This window comes from Natrinema zhouii (genome assembly GCF_013456555.2).
GTDB lineage: Archaea > Halobacteriota > Halobacteria > Halobacteriales > Natrialbaceae > Natrinema > Natrinema zhouii.
In genome coordinates this window covers 1,247,962-1,265,986 of the sequence record NZ_CP059154.1, presented here as the reverse complement: position 1 = coordinate 1,265,986, position 18,025 = coordinate 1,247,962, and the positions used below count along the sequence as shown (strand labels likewise).

Annotated in this window: 17 protein-coding genes and 1 pseudogene; 4 read left to right on the top strand and 14 right to left on the bottom strand. The window is 57.7% G+C overall.

All coding sequences use genetic code 11. The features are described 5' to 3' along the window. Window positions 1-333 precede the first annotated feature (333 nt). Genes HYG81_RS24940 through HYG81_RS24925 form a run of 4 tightly spaced genes read right to left on the bottom strand, consistent with a single transcriptional unit; the run spans window position 334 to window position 6,924 of the window. The gene (locus HYG81_RS24940; protein WP_180842354.1) at window positions 334-1,062 is read right to left on the bottom strand and encodes a M48 family metallopeptidase; all 729 of its coding nucleotides are present in this window, start codon (window positions 1,060-1,062) and stop codon (window positions 334-336) included. Then, window positions 1,059-4,031 (bottom strand): type I restriction endonuclease subunit R, encoded by a 2,973-nt coding sequence (locus HYG81_RS24935; protein ID WP_180842353.1) that lies wholly within the window; start codon window positions 4,029-4,031, stop codon window positions 1,059-1,061. The genes HYG81_RS24940 and HYG81_RS24935 overlap by 4 nt, the downstream gene beginning before the upstream one ends. Before the next feature lie 2 nt (window positions 4,032-4,033). After that, complete coding sequence (locus HYG81_RS24930; RefSeq protein WP_180842352.1) at window positions 4,034-5,362, bottom strand: restriction endonuclease subunit S; 1,329 nt, start codon at window positions 5,360-5,362, stop codon at window positions 4,034-4,036. Continuing rightward, window positions 5,359-6,924, bottom strand: a complete 1,566-nt coding sequence (locus HYG81_RS24925) for a type I restriction-modification system subunit M (RefSeq protein ID WP_180842351.1) — start codon at window positions 6,922-6,924, stop codon at window positions 5,359-5,361. Before HYG81_RS24925 ends, HYG81_RS24930 begins: the two co-directional genes overlap by 4 nt. A gap of 302 nt (window positions 6,925-7,226) precedes the next feature. Between HYG81_RS24925 and HYG81_RS24920 the strand changes: the two genes are divergently transcribed. From HYG81_RS24920 to HYG81_RS24910, 3 genes are all read left to right on the top strand, one after another. Continuing rightward, window positions 7,227-7,406, top strand: coding sequence for a hypothetical protein (locus tag HYG81_RS24920; RefSeq protein WP_226777526.1), 180 nt, complete (start codon window positions 7,227-7,229; stop codon window positions 7,404-7,406). Window positions 7,407-7,859: 453 nt separating this feature from the next. Next, window positions 7,860-8,153 carry a hypothetical protein gene (locus HYG81_RS24915; RefSeq protein WP_226777525.1) on the top strand — a complete coding sequence of 98 codons (294 nt, stop codon included), beginning with the start codon at window positions 7,860-7,862 and terminating at the stop codon, window positions 8,151-8,153. Beyond that, on the top strand, window positions 8,150-8,299 hold the full coding sequence (locus HYG81_RS24910; protein WP_180842349.1) for a hypothetical protein: 150 nt from the start codon (window positions 8,150-8,152) through the stop codon (window positions 8,297-8,299). The genes HYG81_RS24915 and HYG81_RS24910 overlap by 4 nt, the downstream gene beginning before the upstream one ends. Before the next feature lie 14 nt (window positions 8,300-8,313). Here the strand turns inward: HYG81_RS24910 and HYG81_RS24905 are convergent, their stop codons facing one another. The 8 genes and pseudogenes from HYG81_RS24905 to HYG81_RS24870 all read right to left on the bottom strand — a co-directional run bounded on the left by HYG81_RS24905 (window position 8,314) and on the right by HYG81_RS24870 (window position 15,870). Continuing rightward, window positions 8,314-9,525, bottom strand: coding sequence for a site-specific integrase (locus HYG81_RS24905; protein WP_180842348.1), 1,212 nt, complete (start codon window positions 9,523-9,525; stop codon window positions 8,314-8,316). 608 nt (window positions 9,526-10,133) lie between these two features. Next, window positions 10,134-10,247 (bottom strand): annotated as a pseudogene (locus HYG81_RS24900) (FAD-binding protein); the annotation flags it as partial. Beyond that, window positions 10,244-10,606, bottom strand: a complete 363-nt coding sequence (gene trxA / locus HYG81_RS24895; protein ID WP_180842347.1) for a thioredoxin — start codon at window positions 10,604-10,606, stop codon at window positions 10,244-10,246. The gene trxA and the pseudogene HYG81_RS24900, both read right to left, overlap by 4 nt. A 216-nt stretch (window positions 10,607-10,822) precedes the next feature. Continuing rightward, window positions 10,823-12,637: a multicopper oxidase family protein gene (locus tag HYG81_RS24890; RefSeq protein ID WP_180842346.1), complete on the bottom strand. Its 1,815-nt coding sequence runs from the start codon at window positions 12,635-12,637 to the stop codon at window positions 10,823-10,825. 264 nt (window positions 12,638-12,901) lie between these two features. Continuing rightward, the gene (locus HYG81_RS24885) at window positions 12,902-13,462 is read right to left on the bottom strand and encodes a TATA-box-binding protein (protein WP_180842345.1); all 561 of its coding nucleotides are present in this window, start codon (window positions 13,460-13,462) and stop codon (window positions 12,902-12,904) included. 182 nt (window positions 13,463-13,644) lie between these two features. After that, on the bottom strand, window positions 13,645-14,862 hold the full coding sequence (locus HYG81_RS24880) for an NAD(P)/FAD-dependent oxidoreductase (protein ID WP_180842344.1): 1,218 nt from the start codon (window positions 14,860-14,862) through the stop codon (window positions 13,645-13,647). Window positions 14,863-15,128: 266 nt separating this feature from the next. Beyond that, on the bottom strand, window positions 15,129-15,530 hold the full coding sequence (locus tag HYG81_RS24875; RefSeq protein WP_180842343.1) for a helix-turn-helix domain-containing protein: 402 nt from the start codon (window positions 15,528-15,530) through the stop codon (window positions 15,129-15,131). 145 nt (window positions 15,531-15,675) lie between these two features. Then, the gene (locus HYG81_RS24870) at window positions 15,676-15,870 is read right to left on the bottom strand and encodes a hypothetical protein (protein WP_219628714.1); all 195 of its coding nucleotides are present in this window, start codon (window positions 15,868-15,870) and stop codon (window positions 15,676-15,678) included. Between the two features lie 112 nt (window positions 15,871-15,982). Between HYG81_RS24870 and HYG81_RS24865 the strand changes: the two genes are divergently transcribed. Next, window positions 15,983-16,417 (top strand): DUF6691 family protein, encoded by a 435-nt coding sequence (locus tag HYG81_RS24865; protein ID WP_226376068.1) that lies wholly within the window; start codon window positions 15,983-15,985, stop codon window positions 16,415-16,417. 133 nt (window positions 16,418-16,550) lie between these two features. Here HYG81_RS24865 and HYG81_RS24860 read toward each other — a convergent pair whose 3' ends face one another. Both HYG81_RS24860 and HYG81_RS24855 read right to left on the bottom strand, forming a co-directional pair. Further along, a complete protein-coding gene (locus HYG81_RS24860) occupies window positions 16,551-17,255 on the bottom strand; it encodes an energy-coupling factor transporter transmembrane component T family protein (protein ID WP_180842341.1) in 705 nt (234 codons plus the stop codon). 58 nt (window positions 17,256-17,313) lie between these two features. After that, window positions 17,314-18,018, bottom strand: coding sequence for an energy-coupling factor ABC transporter ATP-binding protein (locus tag HYG81_RS24855; protein WP_180842340.1), 705 nt, complete (start codon window positions 18,016-18,018; stop codon window positions 17,314-17,316). Window positions 18,019-18,025 lie beyond the last annotated feature (7 nt).

Here is an 18,025-nt window from a genome sequence, read left to right as displayed (position 1 = left end):
GCCCAATTGGATAATTCCCTTCCAGAGTATCCAATCGTCTTCCGAGAATCACCGATTCTCTGAAATTGTTTCGAGACGGGTGATCACTCCATTACCTATACTTACCGGTTGCTCGAGTCTCATAATCTACCCCCCTTGGCGAATGGGACTCCTATCTCGATCGAGCGGGGGAGGGCTACCGGTGTATAACTCTCTATGGCCTCTCACAATAATACTTATATTTCTGCCATTTTTGGACGTTTATAATGGTTGATACAACATCACCAACTCGCCCGAGGGCGACCGGATTGGCGAGTTGTACGGGTAGTATAGTAGCTGTCTGGAGTATCTGACTTAGACGGTCAGCGAGTTACCGTTGAGTCGGAGCCACTTGCGACGCTCCTCGTAATCCGGAATCAGTGTTCCAACCGTGTTCCAGAATGCATCGGAGTGATCGTCGTGGGCTACATGGGCCAGCTCATGGACGAGAACGTAGTCTTGAATACGGACGGGAGCGAGAATGAGCCGCCAGTTCAGTCGAACAGTACCATTGTCGTATTCACCCCAGCGGCCAGAGAGTCTGCTAACATCGATCGCAACATCGGAGAGGCCCAGCTTCGATTCGTACTGTGGACATCGGTCGGGCAACTCCGCTTTGGCGCGACGGAGGTACCAGTCGATCACTGCTTGGCGCTTGCGCCGGACGCTAACCCCATCGGCGGGTGAGTCGAAACGATGCACGCGTAGGGTGAACTCAGTTCCGTCGAAGGAGAGCTGAGGTTCCGGCACATCTGTCTCGACGACATCGAGATGGTATTGCCGCCCGCGATACGGAAGCTTCTCGCCGCTCATGAACTCCTTCGCATACGGTGGCTCTGATTGCTCTTTGAGTCCATAGAGCTTCTCGAGCAACCACTCCTGCCGGCTCTCAAGGACGTCCTCGACATCATCGGTTGTCGCCGTCATCGGAGCACGAACCGTGAGTTCGAGCGATTGATCCACCGAGAGCCCAATTGTGTCTCGGTCTTCGCTCCAGTCGATCTCGTAGGGAACCACTGTCTGGCCGATATGATGCTCTCTCATTCGTAGTGAGCTCGAGCGAGTTCGATCACGCGGGTCGTGAGTTCGTCGCGCTCGACATCACTCAGGTCAAGATCGGACTTGTAAAGCTCGATTTTCACTTGCTTTCGTATCTGCTGCTGGATATTCACCTTCTGCTTCCATTCGACGATAGCGGTGAATTTTTCAACGGCACTAACGAGCGTACCCGTGAGTTCGATCAGCGACTCCTCGTCGATTCCGCACTCTTCGGCCTCGAGGACATCCTCCAGTGCGTGATAAAACGACAGTTCCGTCGTGCCGACGAACCCCTTCTTTCGGGCAATTTGTTGGCGAGAACGCATCTCATCCATAATCTCACGTAGCTCCTCGATGACCTCGCGGTCGGAGAGACGCTGTTGTCTGTACTCTTCGATGAGTTCCTCGACGCGTTCCTGCAGCGAACCGTAGTGAACGGGATCTTCGTCGTAGCGAACGTTGAGTTCGTGCTTGACAGCGTGTTGCATTTCGCTCGCCCGAGCTTCGTCGCTTTCTAACGTATCAAGTCTCGTATCGAATTCGTCTGTGTCCATCACAGACACCGGCTCATCGTTCAGCACTTCGATCCCGGATGAACGAATGTGCTTGTGGATCAGCTCGCGCACCTTCTCGCCGGTACCTTCGAGGTTCATCTCATCGTCGCGATAGCGTTCCTTTGCCCGCCCATAGATCGTGCTCAGACGCTCGAGATCGTCCTTGTACGGGTTTGCCATCGGATTCGGAAGGACGATATCCATCAACCCCGAGAAACGCTTGAACGCATTGTTGAACTCGATACGGCGATCCTCCGGCTCGAGCGTCTGGAGACACGCTTCGACATTCTCGAGATCATCGAAGAACGTGACCGCGTTTCGATGAGCTGCCTCGAGCTCGGGCTCTTTGTCCTCCAGGGGAACCATCGCACGTTCGACGTCCTCGGCACTAAACATCGCCAGCGCTTCCCGGAGTTCGTTCGAGACGCCGTAGTAGTCGACGATCAGCCCGTGGTTTTTGTCGGGGAACGGTCGGTTCACTCGAGCGATCGCCTGTAGGAGGTTGTGTTCCTTCAGCGGCTTGTCGAGATACATCACCTGTGCCACCGGTGCGTCGAATCCCGTGAGTAACATATCGCAAACAACGAGCAACTCAACCTCGCCATCGGGATCGACAAACGAATCCTTGTACTTGCTCAGTTCAGAGTCAGACGGTGCCCATTTTTTGACGGACTCGGGATCGTTATGATCGTGCGAGATGACGACCCGGGACTCCGGACCGTTGAGTTCGTCCAACTTCTCCTTGTAGCTGATCGCCGCACGCTTGCTCGTGGTGACGACCATTCCTTTGAACGTGTCCGCGATCTCCGACTCGAAGTGCTCGATGATATCGAGCGTGACGCGCTCAATGCGAGTCTCTGCTTCAGCAAGGTCCTGCGTACGGGCATAGCGTTTCTTGATCTCCGCTTTTTCCTCGTCGGTGTAATCGTCGAAGATCCGATCGAACATCGTATCCAGCGTCTCGCCCTCGAGATGCATGTCGGCGAGCCGACCCTGATAGAGGATCTCGACAGTTGTGTCGTCCTTGAGCGATTGATCGATCGTGTACGTGTCGATGTAGTTGCCGAACGTTTGGCGCGTATCCCGGTCGTCCTTCTCGATCGGTGTTCCAGTGAAGCCCACGTAGAAGGCGTTCGGAAGTGCTGTCCGCATGTTGTTCGCAAGGTGTTTGTACTGAGTCCGGTGGGCTTCGTCGACCATCACGTAGATGTCCTTGTCGGAGGAGAGCACAGGAAAGTCACCGTCCTCGTCCTCCTGCAACTGGAACTTCTGGATCAATGTCGTGATCGTCTCGCCAGCACTGGTACCGAGCTTTTCGCGGAGATCCTCGATTCCTTCGGCTTTCTTTGGGTTCGGAAACCCACACCGCTCGAACGTCGCGTGAATTTGGTCGTCGAGTGCCTGCCGATCGGTCACAAGTACGAGCTTCGGATCGGCCTTCTCACGGCGAAGTTTGAGCCCAAGGAATAGCATCGTGAGCGATTTCCCAGAGCCTTGGGTATGCCAGATCACACCTCCCGGTGCTTCCCGCTGATTGCGCTTCTCAATACGCTCGAGCGCCTTGTGTACGGCTCGGTACTGCTGATACCGAGCGATCATCTTGATCTGGCCGTTCTGCTTGGTCTCGAAGACCGTAAAGTGCCGAAGCTGGTCGAGCAGCCGCTCAGGCTCGAACAGTGCGTAGAGCATCCGGTACTGGTCGGGGACGTAGCTCTCGAGATCGAAGCGATCGGCGAGGTACTCATCGTCGACGGGGTACGGGTCACGCCACGGCTTGTACTGGCCCTTTGGCGTCCCGTAGGTCCCCATCACAGCGCCCTCGAGCCACGTTGCTACCGAGTACTGGTTGTATCGAAATAGCGCTTCAGCGCCCTCCTTGCCGGTCTCTGTGCGTTCGTTCTGATAGCGCTGGAGTTGCTCGAGCGCTTCGCTTTTCGGTTCTGCAATGCCCGGGGCCTTGCACTCGATGACGCCGAGAGGGATGCCGTTGACGAACAGCGCGATATCGGGCTTGATGGTTTCGATCGGTCCCTCGACGCGAAACTGATTGAGCGCGAAGAAATCGTTGTTTTCGGGCGTCTCGTAATCGATGTACTTGACCGTCTGGTGTTTCAGGCCGTGGCCGCGATCCTGTTTGACCGACGTATGCCGGACGAGCTTCTCGTGGATTTGCTCGTTTTCGTCCATTGTACTCGTTCCTGCGACCTGCTGAATCTCGCGAACGACCTTGTTGAGGTTGTTCTCGTTGATCCACGGATTTAGCCGTTCGATGGTATCGCGGATGCGAGGTTCGAGTACAGCCGAGGATTCCGACTCTCGAGGGTCGTCCCATGTCGTCTGCTGTTGATCGACGACTTCCCAGCCGAGCTGGCCAAGTGTCTCGAGGGCGGGGCGTTCGGCTTCGGCGTACTCATTGGACATAGTCAGTTGTCAGTGTTGACGCGGACTTTTCCGGTGAGGAGGTCCTGCATGAGACCATTTTTGAGTTCTTGAAGCCTCTGCTTTGATTGAGAATATTCTTCTATCTTTTTATCAAACTGATCCAATATTTGTCCAATTTTCTGTTGCTCGTCTAATGGCGGTAGAGGTACCCTCACTTGGCGTAAAGTTGAGACATTCAGACCATCCATTATCGATCCGTGACTAAGAGATTTTATTTGATCCATCACTATCTTTCCGTCATTTAATAAATGGTGTAGATATGGCGACCAGCAACTATTTTGATCAGGTCGAATACGAAGCAGGTGATAGCTCAGAATACCCGGTTGTGCATCATCTGGAAATAGTGATGCATCCCCTACTGTCCCCATCCGGGTTAACAGCACATCTCTGGAACGTATTTTATATCTGGAAAAATCGTCCTCAAGATCAAGAGATATGTGATTACTGACTGACTCATAATTGTCGGAGGTGACATTTGATTGTCCGTAGACCCGAAGGCCACTGTCTTTGAATTCTACATCTCCAAGTTGATAAGGTCCAGTTTGAACGGCGTTCTCTTCCGGAGATTCAAGATTAGTTAGTTTCGTCACGTCCCAGTTGTTAGGGAGAGTAACTGATTTTGGACCGAGTTTGACAGATTTTTGTCCGTTATTTTTAATTCCGTTCACGAAAAGCCGATTAGCCACCGCTGACTTTAGCGTGGTCGTTATTTGGATAATCTCGTCTATTTGCTGAAGCTGTTCGTCGACCGTTGAGAGGATGTCGGCGATAATCTTCTGTTCGATGAGTGGTGGAACAAACAGTCGTACGTTCTCGAAGTCGGATTTGTTTACTGCAGGATAACTCGTGCCTGTCATCCTATTTGTCATCTGATCAAGGAAATACTTACTGAGGATAGCCTGCGTGATGTATGATGAGTAAACGTCTTCCTTGGCAGATAGTACGGCGAAACCGGTCGAACAAACCTTGCCGTCGTGCTCTTCAGTCACGGGGGCGAACGCTTGTAGATAGGGACGGACCTTACCAACGAGTATATCCCCGGTACTAATGATCTGTTTCGCACGGCTCGGAGTATCTTCAACAGGGATCGTCTTTGACTGGTTGATAGTCCCTCGTGAAACAGATTCGATATCTATGTACTCAAATGTCTCCTCGCTGTGATTTGAAGCGTCGAAGGACTCCGTATCGAGGTTACAGAGATCGGGAATCGTTTCGACGCTCCATTCTTCGGGTATATCAAACGATTTTGGCCCGATTTTGACCTCTTTGTAACTCTCTCGAAGGTCGGATTGCCCAGCCGTTTCACTCATCGGTAATCCAATTCCTCCATATACTCCTGAAGTTCTTCGTCAGTCTTTTGGCGTTTTTCGGCCAGCCTATCCAACTCGTTCAGCTTCTCGCTCACGTCGATTGGCTCCTCGGGCTCGGTCGTATCGACGTAACGCGGAACGTTCAGATTCCAGTTATTCTCTTCGATCTCTTCGAGGGCGACCAACCGACTATGATGATCCTCTTCTCGACTGGTGAGGTGTGTCTCAGCGAGATACTCGACGCCCTCTTGAGTGAGTTGGTTCTGGTTCGAGAGTTCTTCGTAAACTTGCACCTCTGATTCCCGAAGCGTCTGATCTTCGGCGTAGATGAACTGGACCTTGCCCTTGCGGCCTGCGGGCTTGTCCTTATTTAGGATGAGGATGCAACCCGGCGATCCAGTGTTATAGAACAGATTCTCAGGCAGTGCGATAACGGCCTCAACGAGATCCTCTTCCAGAATCGGCTTTCGGATCTTCTTCTCCGAACGCGAGCGGAACAGCACACCGTTGTCCATAACAATGCCCGCCTTGCCGGTCTCCGAGAGCGATGCGAGCATGAGCTGAATCCATGACCAGTCGCCTCGGTTCTTTGGCGGCAATCCGTACTGGAAACGATTGTATGGCTCGTTCTCCTGCACCCACTCTTTGTTCCACTTCTTCTGATTCCACGGCGGATTGGCAACGACTCGGTCGAAGACTTCAAGTTCATCGTGTTCGGTGACGAACTTTGGTTCGACAATAGTGTCGCCTTTCGCAATCGTGGCGTCCTGTAGCTCGTGCAGGAGCATGTTCATCTGGCCGATCGCCCACGTATTCAGGTTCTTTTCCTGCCCGTAGAGGGAAATGTCGTCTCGATCACCACCCTCCTGCTCGACGTGATGGGCCGAATAGATGAGCATCCCGCCAGATCCGCATGCTGGGTCATATACGCGGTCACCGGCATCAGGGTCGACACACTCGACGAGAAGTTGCACGACCTCGCGGGGCGTATAGAACTCACCGCCTTTCTTCCCGGAGTCGTCAGCGAACTTCCGGATGAGGTACTCGTAGGCTCGCCCGAAGATGTCGGGATCCTCGAGGTCGGCATTGCGGTATCGGTGTTTCGAGAAGTGGGTGACGAGTTCGTCGAGCGTGGCGTCACTGAGGCGGTCCTTGTCGTTGTAGTCGACAGAGGTGAGCACTCGGTCGGCGATCTCATCGTTCTCGTCTTCGATCGCCGCGAGTGCCTTGTTCAGCGTTGCACCGATGTCGGTGTCCTGTGCAGCAATGTGGTCCCAGCGAGCGCGTTCTGGGACCCAGAACTCTTCGTGTAGGTCGCGATCGGTCTCGACGACATCCTCAGGGATATCGTGGTCTTTGGAAATTTCCTCGGTTTCCTCTTCGAATCGATCGTTGACGCGTTTCAAAAAGAGTAGCCCGAAGATGTAGTTCTTGTAGTCGGCTGCGTCAATGCTGCCACGAAGAATATCGGCAGCTTCCCAGAGATGCGACCGGAGCGTCTCGAGCTCGAGTATCTCGGGCTCGTTCTCGTCGCCCGGAAGCGTCTCCTGCTCAGTATCCATACCACCATCCAGTAATCGGACCTACGTGTAACTTTCTGTTAGACGAAAACGTCCCTACTAATTGAGGGACGACTTGGGGGCTATTGGACCTCAACAATCCTGTTTTAGATATTAGGTACTGAGTCTGACAATCGCTTTCGGTCTAAAGCTTAATAAGGGCTATTACGCCAGATAGAGGGCGTTTCTTCGTCAGGGTCTAACATCGAAATTGTGTCACGAGGCGAAAGGCTGAATGTACCCCCGGCCCAACATCTGACTGTCGTGATGCCCAGACAACCACTGCGGACAGGAGGTGAGCGTCCATGACCGAGAAGACAGAGACGCGCATCCCTTGTGCACGAGAGACGCTCCGATCCGTTCGGCGTCTCAAAACAGGCGACGAGAGTTGGGACTCCCTCCTTCGGAAGATGGCGGACTGCTACCAACCGGAGGAGTACCCACGAGGCGAGTTCTCGCGAGATCCAAACGGTGATCGCGAGTGATCCCTCTCGTCGGCAGTAGAATCGACAACGATAGCGGTCTGGATGGTTGGTGCCCCCCTGACCGCTATCGTTGGATCAAACACGGGCGCAGCCTCGACGAACTCATCGCGAGATGGGACGCCGGACTGCGCCAGCAGACCCACTGGACGGTTCGCCGAGGTGAGACCCGTGATCGAAGGTAGGTCACGTGGGGTCAAATCTCTGGTTGTTCCATTCGCCGGGATGGCTGTGCTCGTTAAAGGCCGGAACAGTGCCTCATCTGTTCGAATCCATCGAATGACGGACATCAACTCTACGAACCAGCAGCATCGCTCAACGACCGACGAATCCTCGGACCGCGTGGCTACCCAGCGAGCTCGGTATCTCGACAGGACTACCGACCTCCGTGATCAGGAGGGACTCGCGCTTGGCTATCGCGAGCAGGGCTACTCGCACGCTGCGATCGCTCGAGTCATGAACTCAACGAAGCAGACGGTTGCGAGCTACATGGACCGTATCGCCGCGCAGTACGGTCTCGAGGCAATCGAAACGAAGTCGACATCTGCCAGGAGTGACCTCGAACCGGTGACCGAAGAGCAGCTTAGACTACTCTCGGACGCAGTCTTCGAGCAGTGGATCGATCGTGCATTCCAGTGTCCTGAGGAAGTACCAGATGAAATCGACCTTGACCAGTTTACGGACCATGATCGACAGAAGCTGCATGATACTGGTGAAGGACATCAACCGGATGGTGGTGGTGAGCAATGACGGTATCAGCCGACGATTCCTCGGATCCGTGGGAAAAACTTGCCGAGTATCGCGATGTCCTCGAGATGTGTATCGAGGAGGATGTCCCGTTTGCTGATCGCGCTCGTAAACTCCTTGACCGTCTCGAGGAGGAGGGGTACGAATGAGCGATCCGATCGGCTCAGTCCGACTCGAGCAGCGCTCCTTTGATCTCGGGATCGTCGAGGGCATCAGCGAGTTCGAGGAGTCTTTCGGCCTTTTCAGGCGAAAGCGAGGCGAGGCTCTCGCTGACCTCTCCGTCGATTTCGTCGACCTCGGTTGCAGCTTGCGGATCCAACGCTTGACCACACCACACACACAACGGTTCCTTCCGTGGCGTCTCTCGACTGCATCGGGGACACTCGAGCGGAGCGATCGAGTCCGGTTCCTCGTTCGAGACATCGACCCCATGAAGCCGAGCAAGTTCGCGATCGCAATCCTCGCTGAATACCGAGATGTACCGAGCTGCGGCCTTACTGCCACGAACCCAGCCGTGGTGTTTCTCGATATGAGCCTGATTGAGGTTTCGAGAGGCGAGGAACGCCGCACTCGACTTCCGGAAGTTCGTCAGCGTGACCGGCTTCGAAACACCTGCACGGTCAGCTACCTCGTCGAAGATCTTACTTACCATGCGGTCGGAGATCGGCTTCGGTTCGTGGAGTTTCGACCAGAGTGGTGCATCTGGGTCCTCACGATTAGGATGGGCATCGAGCCATCGATTGACGTGTGGGACTGCAGGGATCAACAGGATCGTTCGCCGTCCCTGCTTCCCTTCGACGGTGATCTGAAGGCCGTTTTCATGGTCTTGAATGTCGCCGATGGTGAGTTGCTTGAACTCGCCGCCCCGAAGTCCGGCATCGAACTGCAGAGCGATCATAGCCGCATCACGAGCGTTGAAGGCCGACTCGATCATCGGCTCGACGTGCTCCTTCCATCGAAGCATCTCGCGAGGGTCCGGTGTCGGATCATAGTCCGAGGACGTATCAGTGGGAACCCAGTCCACCGCCGATGGACATTCGTCCCCATCGGTGACTCGCTTCGCAAAGACGCGAAGTGCTACCCGGTAGTCCCGGTTCGTTTCCTCGTTGTCGTAGGTTCGGTTGATCCATGCGACGATCGACTCGGTGGCTTTTCGTTCCTCAAGCGCGTTCCGAAGCAACCTGTCGTCGATTTCTTCGGCGATGATCGTGCAATGACGAAGCAACTTCTCGTGCCGGTGGTCGCTGTAGGTCTGGGCGTGCAGATCGAGACGGTCGCTGAACTTCAGCAAAAGCTGATCAGCGACGGTGATGTCGTCGTTCTCCTTGATTCGCTCTCGGAGTGTCTCGATTCGGTCTCGAGGCGTTTTCCCCATGCATTACCAACCGGGTCGCGAATGCATAAAACCTCGGCTTCGAACCTCGGGTTCACAGCCCTTCACCGGCTTGCTTTTGCGACGAACAGTACGTGAAGTGCGAAGCAAGCCGTAGAGGATTTGAATCAGGGAGCAGCTTTGCTGCGACCGTGGTTCACAATCCCTTCACCGGCTCTTTTTGCGGCATCGTCACAAGCGGAGTGAGTGACGGTTCGAATCGGCTTACCGCTTCAGTAAACAATATTGAAGAGCGACGCGCTTGAGGGTGGTTGTATCGGAGCTGTTTCGCTACGACCGTCGTTCAGTTATCCTCAAGTAGTCGATTTCCTCCACGTTACTGACCATAGGTCCGAATTCCGTTGAGATCGTCGTTATGACGGCAGCACAGTGGTCTCGGTGATCAAAGGGAGAGACGCCTATGGGTAACTCGAACATCGATGCTACTACTGCGGTTCGACCGACACAGCGGCGCATAATCGCCGATCAGCGACCGTAATAAATCGCATACTGCGATACCAAATCAAATGTCGCGGGGCCACGCGGAGGGCGAGTAGATTGCGAGTAGCCGATTACGGCGAGACCTCGAGCGCCTCCTCAACCGTGTGCTCGAGCGTCTCGAGGTCGGCTCGCGCGGTGTAAACCGCCGCCGAGAGGCCAGCGACGCCGGTACCGACGATGATCACGTCGCGGACGGGGGCGGAGTCAGTGCCGTCCTCGTTCATTCGTTCGTGTATCCCTCGAGCAGATCACGGAGCCGGTCCGCCGGCAGCGCGCCGGTGTACTGTTCGACCTGGTCGCCGTCCGCGAAGAGCGCGAGCGTCGGCACGCCTCGGACGCCGTAGGCTTCCGCGAGTTGCTGGTGTTCGTCGACGTCGATCTTCGCGATCACGGCCGCGGTCTCATCAGCCAGTTCCTCGAGGACGGGCTCGAGCATCTGGCAGGGGCCACACCAGTCGGCGTAGAAGTCGACGAGTACGACCTCGTGCTCGGCAACGACGTCGTCGAGGTGTCCCTCGCTCTCGATAAAGAGCGGTTCGTCGATCGATGCTTCGGCAGATCCGCTGTGTGCATCAGTTGTCATCACGTCTCTATAAGGGACGACAGCGTTTAAGGGTTTTGTGCATATTGCACAATACTTAAACGACAAGGGAGGTGGAAGTCACTCGGATCGACGAGATCGGACAGATATCGATCGGCGTCTCGACGAGTATAGTTGAGTACTCGGTCAGGACGACGGTCTCGAGCGAGGGACGGAAAACCGCGCAAAATAGCCGACTCGTGTTCCGATGCCGGTCTCTTAGGCGCTCTCGTCGTCAGCACCGCTCTCGTCGTCAGAATCGGGCAGTACTCTGAAAGGACGCATCATATCGTGATCCTCGTGCTCGATCATGTGACAGTGCCACATATACTCGCCCGTCTGGTCGTTGAACAACCCTTCGTGCTCCCCGAAGTGTACAATCACGTGGACCACCTCAGCGGGATTGACGTTAACCACGTCGTTCCAGCCCAGCTCGTAGGGCTCGGGAGACTCAACCGAGTCCAGTTCAACGGTGTTCGCATCCGGATCGTAGTCGGCCAGTGACTGCCGCCCCAACACCTGAAAGTGCACGAGGTGAATGTGCATCGGGTGGGACATCCCGGTGTAGTTAGCGAGACTCCAGATCTCAGTGTCACCGAGCGTGGGATCCTCGGTAACAGGATCAGTCACTTTGTACGCGTTGTCCTGCGTCCCGAGGAGTTGTAACAGCCGTCCGTACTCGTCGGTTTGCGTAGTGAGCGTGAGATGTCTGTTTCGGTCCACCGAATCGACCGGAATCTCAGGAACCGTTGTCAGCTTGTCCGGAACCTGATTGGTGTCCCGTCCGCTTCCCGTGTCGTCTACGTCGACGAGCATGATTTCCGGAAGCGGCTGCGTCTCCTCGCTCTTCTCCAGCGTGCCACGGTACAGTGACGGTGCGTCGTTGTGGAGGAGTAGCGTCTGCCCGGCGTAATCGGCGAAGTCGACGACGACGTCCGCACGCTGGCCCGAGCCGAGCTCGAGACGGTCGGCGATTTCGACCGGTTCCGAGAGGAGACCACCGTCGTTTCCGATCTGGACGAACGATGGCCCCTCGTCACCGGTCTCTCCGGAGGCCGCATCGTACTCGAGCAGTTTGAGGTTGTAATATCGACTGTTGGCTCCGTTAAGGAGTCGGAGCCGATACGCTCTGGGTTCGACGGACAGCCGAGGCCAGGCCTTCCCGTTGACGACCGACGTGTCTCCGTAGAACTGCGGAACGATGCTCGGGTCTGGGGATGAGTCGTCTCCGTCTCCCTGCTCGCCCGAGACGGCCGTCGGATAGAACAACGACCCGTTCTCGTTGAAGCTGCGATCCTGAAGCGCGAGTGAAATCTCGTATTCGTCTTTTGGGAGGTCGAGATTCCGTTCGTGTTCGTTCCGGAGGTGATAGAAACCCGCGAGACCGGCATACACGTTTAACCGCGTGATTCCGAGCGCGTGATCGTGGTACCACAGGGTCGTTGGCGGCTGGTCGTTCACGTAGTAGTAGTCTTTTTTCTCGAACTCGGGTCCCGTCTCCTGAAAGTCCGAGGTGAACCACGCCTGCGCTTTGCCATCGCTCGCAGCTTCGATGTTACCTCCGTGAAGGTGCGGCACGGCCCGGATGCCAGGCGTATCGTACGGAATTGTCTCGCTGTGAATCGTCGTGTCAACGGGTAAGAGGTGGCTGTCCGGCAACTCGTTCTCCCACCGCACGTAGATCGGCTCGCCTTGCTGGGCTTCGATCGTCGGACCGGGGAACTGGCCGTCGTACCCCCAGACGGTCGTCGGCGGAAGGTCGCGGTGTATCTTCTGCTCGATCTCAGCCATTGTTACCTCGTACCGGGGCTGTCCGTTCTTCGTTCCAGCCGGTTCAATGACTCCCGGGCGAGGGACTTCATCGACCCACTTCTCCAGCTCGGGCGATGAATGCTCCGCGATGGTCGTCGCTGGTTCCCACCCAGTTGTTGGTGCTGAACAGCCCGCGAACGCTGCGATACCCGTGCCTCCAGTTGCCAAGAGATACTTCCGGCGAGATATACCGGTTCCAGGCGTCCTACGCTGCTCTCTCATTACATGTGTCTCTGAGCTCCCCTTGGATAGGGAGTAGACTCGTTCCTACTGGGTGGGAATCCGAACGAACATATTCGCCATTCTCCACGGGGAGGAGCTCGAGGTCAGCGGTACCAGTAGCCAGTAACGTGGTCTCGTTTCAGTGGCTACTATCGGTCGGTTCGGTGAGTTCAGGGTCTCCGAACTGGAACCGACTACTGATACTGTCTCGGGCGCAGTCTCTCTAACGGTTACCGAATTCGAGGGTCGACGCGGACGGAAGAGTTACTCGAGCAGGCCGAGCTCCTCCAGACGGGTGACGATCACGTCCACGGCCTGACTGGCGTCTTCTACTTTCTTCCCGCCAGTGATGACGAGCTTCCCGGAGCCAAAGAGCAGAGCGACGACCTCGGGCTCGTCGAGTCGGTAGACGAGGCCGGGGAACTGCTCGGGTTCGTACTCGATATTCTCGAGGCCCAGCCCGATCGCGATCGCGTTCAGATTGAGGTTCCGGCCGAGATCAGCGCTGCTGACGATGTTCTGGACGATGATCTCGGGATCTTCTTCCACCTGAATCTGGAGGTCACGAAGTTCATCGAAGACGATCTCGAGACTCTCGTGGACGGCGGCGGTGCTTTTCGCGCCGGTACAGACGATCTTGCCCGAGCGGAAGATCAGGGCGGCGGATTTGGGGTTCTGGGTTCGGTAGACGAGACCGGGGAACTGTTCGGGGTCGTAGTCGGCCCCCTCGAGATCCATTGCGACGCTCTGCAGGTCGAGTTCCTGTCCGATACCAGTCGATGCCACCACGTTTTCGATGTTGATGGATTCCTTCGGGTCAGCCATAAGTCATTCAAAAAGAGGTATTTAAGGCTTATAAGTCCACGTGCTATCGATCACGTTTCGACCGTCGACAGGCGAGGCAGGCTGAGTGTCTCGAATCGTTCGGGCTCGAGCAACGCGGGGTGACCTGCCTCGCCATCGATCTCCTCGGATAAGCCATTCCCGCTCGGTTTCTGTAATCTATGTCACCGGTTGTAGCGAGCGTCGCGCTCGGCGGTGTACTCCCACGAGTCGGTGGCAACTCCGTAGAGACGCCGAATCATTCCAGCGTCGGCGATCAGGTCGATCGCGGTCCTCGGCCGACTCGCGACCCGTCGCGCCACGGCCGCGGGTCGCCGCGTGATGTCGTCGATCGTCAGCCCGTCGAGCGCTTCCGCGACGGACGCCAGCAGTTTGGGGTCTTCGTGTTCGACCCACGCGCCGCGCATCAGCTGCGCGAGTCGATACTCTGAGCGCATCAGCGCGGACAGTTTCCGCGGATACGTGGACTCGTTCCCGTCCGCGATCAGGTCCGCGAGGAGGTACGCCGATCTGATCCCCTGGCAGATTCCCTCTCCCTGGTACCGATTGGCGATTCCGGCCGCGTCACCGACGAGAAACACGTTCTGCTCGGGATAGTACGTCTCGACTGGATCGAGACTCGGGCCTCTCGGAATGGTGGCGATGTTCACGTCCGCTCGGTCCGGGACCGGAAACGAATTCCGCTCGGCGGCGGCCTCGAGTGCGCCGAAGTAGTCGTCCGGTCGCCGGTCGCCCGCCCAACCGATGCCGACGTTCGCGTGGCCGTCGGACTTCGGGAACGCCCAGGCGTAGCCGACGTATCCCTCGAAGAAGAGACGCGGCCGGTTCCTGTACGCCGAAAAGTCGCCCTCGACGGTCGCGTTGAGTGCGACCATATCGCCCGTGTAGGCTCGCGTGTTTCCCATCGCTTTGAGCGTCAGGGAGGGCTGCCCCGACGCGTCGACGACGTAATCGTACGACTCCACGATCTCCGCGTACTCGTCGGGTGAGACGGATCGGCCGGTCCGAAAGTCGACGTCCCTGGCTTCGAGGGCTGCCGCCCACCGTCGCTCGATGACGTCTCGCTCGCAGATGTATCCCGGTTCGCAGTTCACGTTCGACGTCGCCAACGGTCGTGCATCGAGTGGTCGGTCGGTACCGTCGTACACGCGGAGCTGAAACCCGTCGACGTCGTTGACGAACCCGTTTTCGGGCGTCTTTGCGAGCGGGATCAGCGTCGTGTCGTTTATCGCCTCGCCGCAGTCGACTCGCTTCTCGTCGTACTCCTGTCGTTCGTAAACGGTCACTCGAGAAAAATTCGCTCTTCGAGTCAGTCCAGTTGCTGCCGCGAGCCCGGAGACGGAGCCACCGAGTACCGCGGCTGTCGACTGAGTTTCGTCCATGATGTGTCGTCCCTGGCCGATACCAAATCCGTCACCAGTAATGAGAGTAACCGATACCCCACGAATCCAGAACACTCTCGGTTCGATAGTGGTGTCGTTCGCTGGTCCATTCCATCGAGGTCGGCCGGTAGCAGTTACGTACCGCTTATCCGAAATACAAAAATCTAGGTTGTGGAAATATTTCCCGATAGTTGTCGAACAGAGAGGAAAAGAGAGATGAGTGCGTACCCACGGATTGCGCAGGAGCAACGTCGTCGCGTTCGAGGCTAGCCTTCGACTGGCGTCGTCGTCTCGGCTTGCTCGTATTTCGTTTCGAACTCCTGAATGAGCTGGCCCATTTTCGCGTACCAGTCGTTCAACATCCGCTGCATGTCGTCTGCGATCTGGGACGGGTCGGTCGGATGATAGACGTGGTAGTAGCCGCCCTGCTCGTAGTTGATCTGATCCTTCTGAATGAAGCCCGTTTGCAGGAGCCGCTGGACGGACCGGTACGCAGTCGAGCGTTCGCGATCGACGGCAGCAGCGATCTCGTCGACGGTCATCGGTTCCTCGGTGTTGACGAGCGCCCGGAAACACTCCTTATCGAGTTGCTTGAGGCCGTGGAAACACTCGAGGAGCCCTTCACACTGCATATCCTGCTGCAGTTGTTCAGACATCGAATCTGGCATTGGAATCAGTACCGGGTAGGTATCACGCAGTTAAAAGATTTGTGTAGAGATTACACAATCCTGCGCCGACATCGGTCGGTGTCAGTGGCGACGTATTCGATTCTCAGCCGAGGTTCGTTACGCAGAGAAATTTCAGTCTCGGCAGTCACATCATCGTAAACCGACACAGCGTCCCGGTACTGTCGCTCCGAAGCTGGCAGATGGCAGCGAGGACGACCGCACCACTGACGAAAACCGTCGCACCGATGATGAGTACGATACTCACCGTGTTGAGCGCACCAATCCCGTACACGGTCCCGACCTCTTTCGCCGCGACTGCGACGCTCCTCGCGAGTAGCATCGCCGCGAAGTAGCCCTTGATATCGTTAACGATGGCGAGCGAAACGCACGCGTCTCGAGACAGGGATCGGGAAGGGGATCGACCCGCGAGCAGCGGCTGCAATCCGCTCTTCATGCCGCTCGTCCTGATCGGCGGCCTCATCTTCGGTTTCGGGCTCGCCTACAGCCAGATGGCCCGTCCGGAGGTCGTCCTGGACTTCCTCCAGTTCGAGGACTTCGGACTGGTGTTCGTGATGTTCGGCGGCGCTGCGGTCACGGGCCTGACGTTCTTCCTCGCCCCGCGGCTGCTCGGCCGGGCCCCGCTTACGGGCGACACGTTCGAACGCCGCTTGAAGTCCTTCGACCGAAACGTCCTGCTCGGCGGCGGGATCTTCGGTGTCGGCTGGGGACTGTCGGGTATCTGTCCGGGGGCGGCCTACGCCAGCCTCGGTATCGGCAACGTCGCCATCCTCTGGGCGATCGCCGGAATGTTCCTCGGCGCGTACCTGCAGGGCCGGTGGTGGAGCCGTTCTGCGAGTACGGAGCCCGTGGCCGCAGGTGCGGACTAACCCCTCTGGTTCGATCCACGACCGAACGACGTCGCCGCTCTCGAGTTCTCGATTCCGGGTAGCGAAGCTCGTCCCTGTTCTCACCGCGCGTTTGTACCGTATCTGTCGAACGTACCGTTCAAAACCGACTGAGCTAGACGAACGCCGAGAACGCGAGAGCGACGGCAAGCACGAGGACGGGATAGTCGAGACGCGAAAAGGCGAGCGGCGGAAGTGTGGGATTCCACGCGAAACACCGCGCCTGCAGCGCGAGCGAGAGCCGGTCGGCTCGATCGAAGGCCCGTGTCAGGCCGAGTATCCCGATCGTGCTGGCGCGGTCGACCGCGCTCCGTTTGGTTCCGAGCCGGGCGGCCATCGCCTCGCGGATCGTCCGGAGATCGGCCTGCAAAACGGGGAGAAACCGGAAGACGAGCGCGACACCGATGCCGAGGAGCTGGCCCGGTTTCCCGGGGATCGTCCGCTGAATCGCCGCTCGAGAGTCCCGAACCGGCGTCGACCGGACGTAGGCCGCGCTGACGAGCAGGATGAGCAGGACGCGGTAACTCGCCAGCCCCGACGCGATGGCGTCCGCGGTGTCGAACCAGGGCGCTCCCAGGGTGACGCCCGCGATCAGCGGGGCGAGCGCGAGGATGAGAAGCGCAAATCGGTAGTCGACCAACGTTCGTCGGATCGAAACGTGCGCGCTAAACAGGACGATCGCCGTCACTGCGGAGAGGACGGCCAGCGATCGCGGCGTCGTGTGCGCCAGTGCGGTGGCCGCGAACCCGATCTGGACCGCCAGCTTGGTCCGGGGATCGAGTCGGTGTGCGAGCGTCGCGTCGGGTTCGTAGGTCAGCATCGATTGTCTCCGGCGGTCGTTGCGGGCAGTGGCGGTCGTCTCGGATCAGTCATCGCGATCACCGCCCCGGTACCCGGACCTCGAGGCCCTCGAGTTCCGCCAGCGCCGCCGCAGGCGGTCCGTCGACGGCGACGCAGCCGTCCCGCATGGCGATGATGCGATCCGCGAGTCCGCAGACGTCTCGGAGGTCGTGGGTCGCGAGCAGGACGCCGGTGCCGTCGGCCGCCAGCGACTCGAGGCGGTCGAGCACGGACCGGCGGGCGGGTTCGTCGAGCCCGGTGAAGGGTTCGTCGAGGACGAGGTGGGTCGGCTCCATCGCGAGCGCGCCGGCGATCGCGACGCGGGACTGTTCGCCGCCCGAGAGGGCGTCGATCCGATCGTCCTCCCGACCGGCCATGTTCACCGCCTCGAGCGCGGCCGTCACGCGGCGGTCGATCTCCCGCCGCTCGAGCCCGAGGTTCTCGGGGCCAAAGGCGACGTCCGCGCCGACGGTCGCGGCGACGAACTGATCGCGGGGGTGCTGGAAGACCATGCCCACGCTTGAGCGGGCGGCAATCAGGTCCTCGGCGACGGGCGTCCCGTCGACGAGAACGTCGCCGGAATCGGGCTCGAGGAGGCCGTTGCAGTGGCGCAACAGCGTCGTCTTCCCGCTGCCGTTGCCCCCCGCCAGGAGAACGAATTTGCCGTCGTCGATCGAGAGCGAGACGTTCTCGAGAACGGGAACATCCTCGAACGCGTAGGAGACCGACTCGAACTCGATCATCGGTTCC

Excerpts from the sequence above, each read along its gene's own strand:
- HYG81_RS24940 (WP_180842354.1), bottom strand. The coding sequence starts at position 1,062 with ATGAGAGAGCATCATATCGGCCAGACAGTGGTTCCCTACGAGATCGAC.
- HYG81_RS24935 (WP_180842353.1), bottom strand. The coding sequence starts at position 4,031 with ATGTCCAATGAGTACGCCGAAGCCGAACGCCCCGCCCTCGAGACACTT.
- HYG81_RS24930 (WP_180842352.1), bottom strand. The coding sequence starts at position 5,362 with ATGAGTGAAACGGCTGGGCAATCCGACCTTCGAGAGAGTTACAAAGAG.
- HYG81_RS24925 (WP_180842351.1), bottom strand. The coding sequence starts at position 6,924 with ATGGATACTGAGCAGGAGACGCTTCCGGGCGACGAGAACGAGCCCGAG.
- HYG81_RS24920 (WP_226777526.1), top strand. The coding sequence starts at position 7,227 with ATGACCGAGAAGACAGAGACGCGCATCCCTTGTGCACGAGAGACGCTC.
- HYG81_RS24915 (WP_226777525.1), top strand. The coding sequence starts at position 7,860 with ATGAACTCAACGAAGCAGACGGTTGCGAGCTACATGGACCGTATCGCC.
- HYG81_RS24910 (WP_180842349.1), top strand. The coding sequence starts at position 8,150 with ATGACGGTATCAGCCGACGATTCCTCGGATCCGTGGGAAAAACTTGCC.
- HYG81_RS24905 (WP_180842348.1), bottom strand. The coding sequence starts at position 9,525 with ATGGGGAAAACGCCTCGAGACCGAATCGAGACACTCCGAGAGCGAATC.
- trxA (WP_180842347.1), bottom strand. The coding sequence starts at position 10,606 with ATGACAACTGATGCACACAGCGGATCTGCCGAAGCATCGATCGACGAA.
- HYG81_RS24890 (WP_180842346.1), bottom strand. The coding sequence starts at position 12,637 with ATGAGAGAGCAGCGTAGGACGCCTGGAACCGGTATATCTCGCCGGAAG.
- HYG81_RS24885 (WP_180842345.1), bottom strand. The coding sequence starts at position 13,462 with ATGGCTGACCCGAAGGAATCCATCAACATCGAAAACGTGGTGGCATCG.
- HYG81_RS24880 (WP_180842344.1), bottom strand. The coding sequence starts at position 14,862 with ATGGACGAAACTCAGTCGACAGCCGCGGTACTCGGTGGCTCCGTCTCC.
- HYG81_RS24875 (WP_180842343.1), bottom strand. The coding sequence starts at position 15,530 with ATGCCAGATTCGATGTCTGAACAACTGCAGCAGGATATGCAGTGTGAA.
- HYG81_RS24870 (WP_219628714.1), bottom strand. The coding sequence starts at position 15,870 with ATGCTACTCGCGAGGAGCGTCGCAGTCGCGGCGAAAGAGGTCGGGACC.
- HYG81_RS24865 (WP_226376068.1), top strand. The coding sequence starts at position 15,983 with ATGCCGCTCGTCCTGATCGGCGGCCTCATCTTCGGTTTCGGGCTCGCC.
- HYG81_RS24860 (WP_180842341.1), bottom strand. The coding sequence starts at position 17,255 with ATGCTGACCTACGAACCCGACGCGACGCTCGCACACCGACTCGATCCC.
- HYG81_RS24855 (WP_180842340.1), bottom strand. The coding sequence starts at position 18,018 with ATGATCGAGTTCGAGTCGGTCTCCTACGCGTTCGAGGATGTTCCCGTT.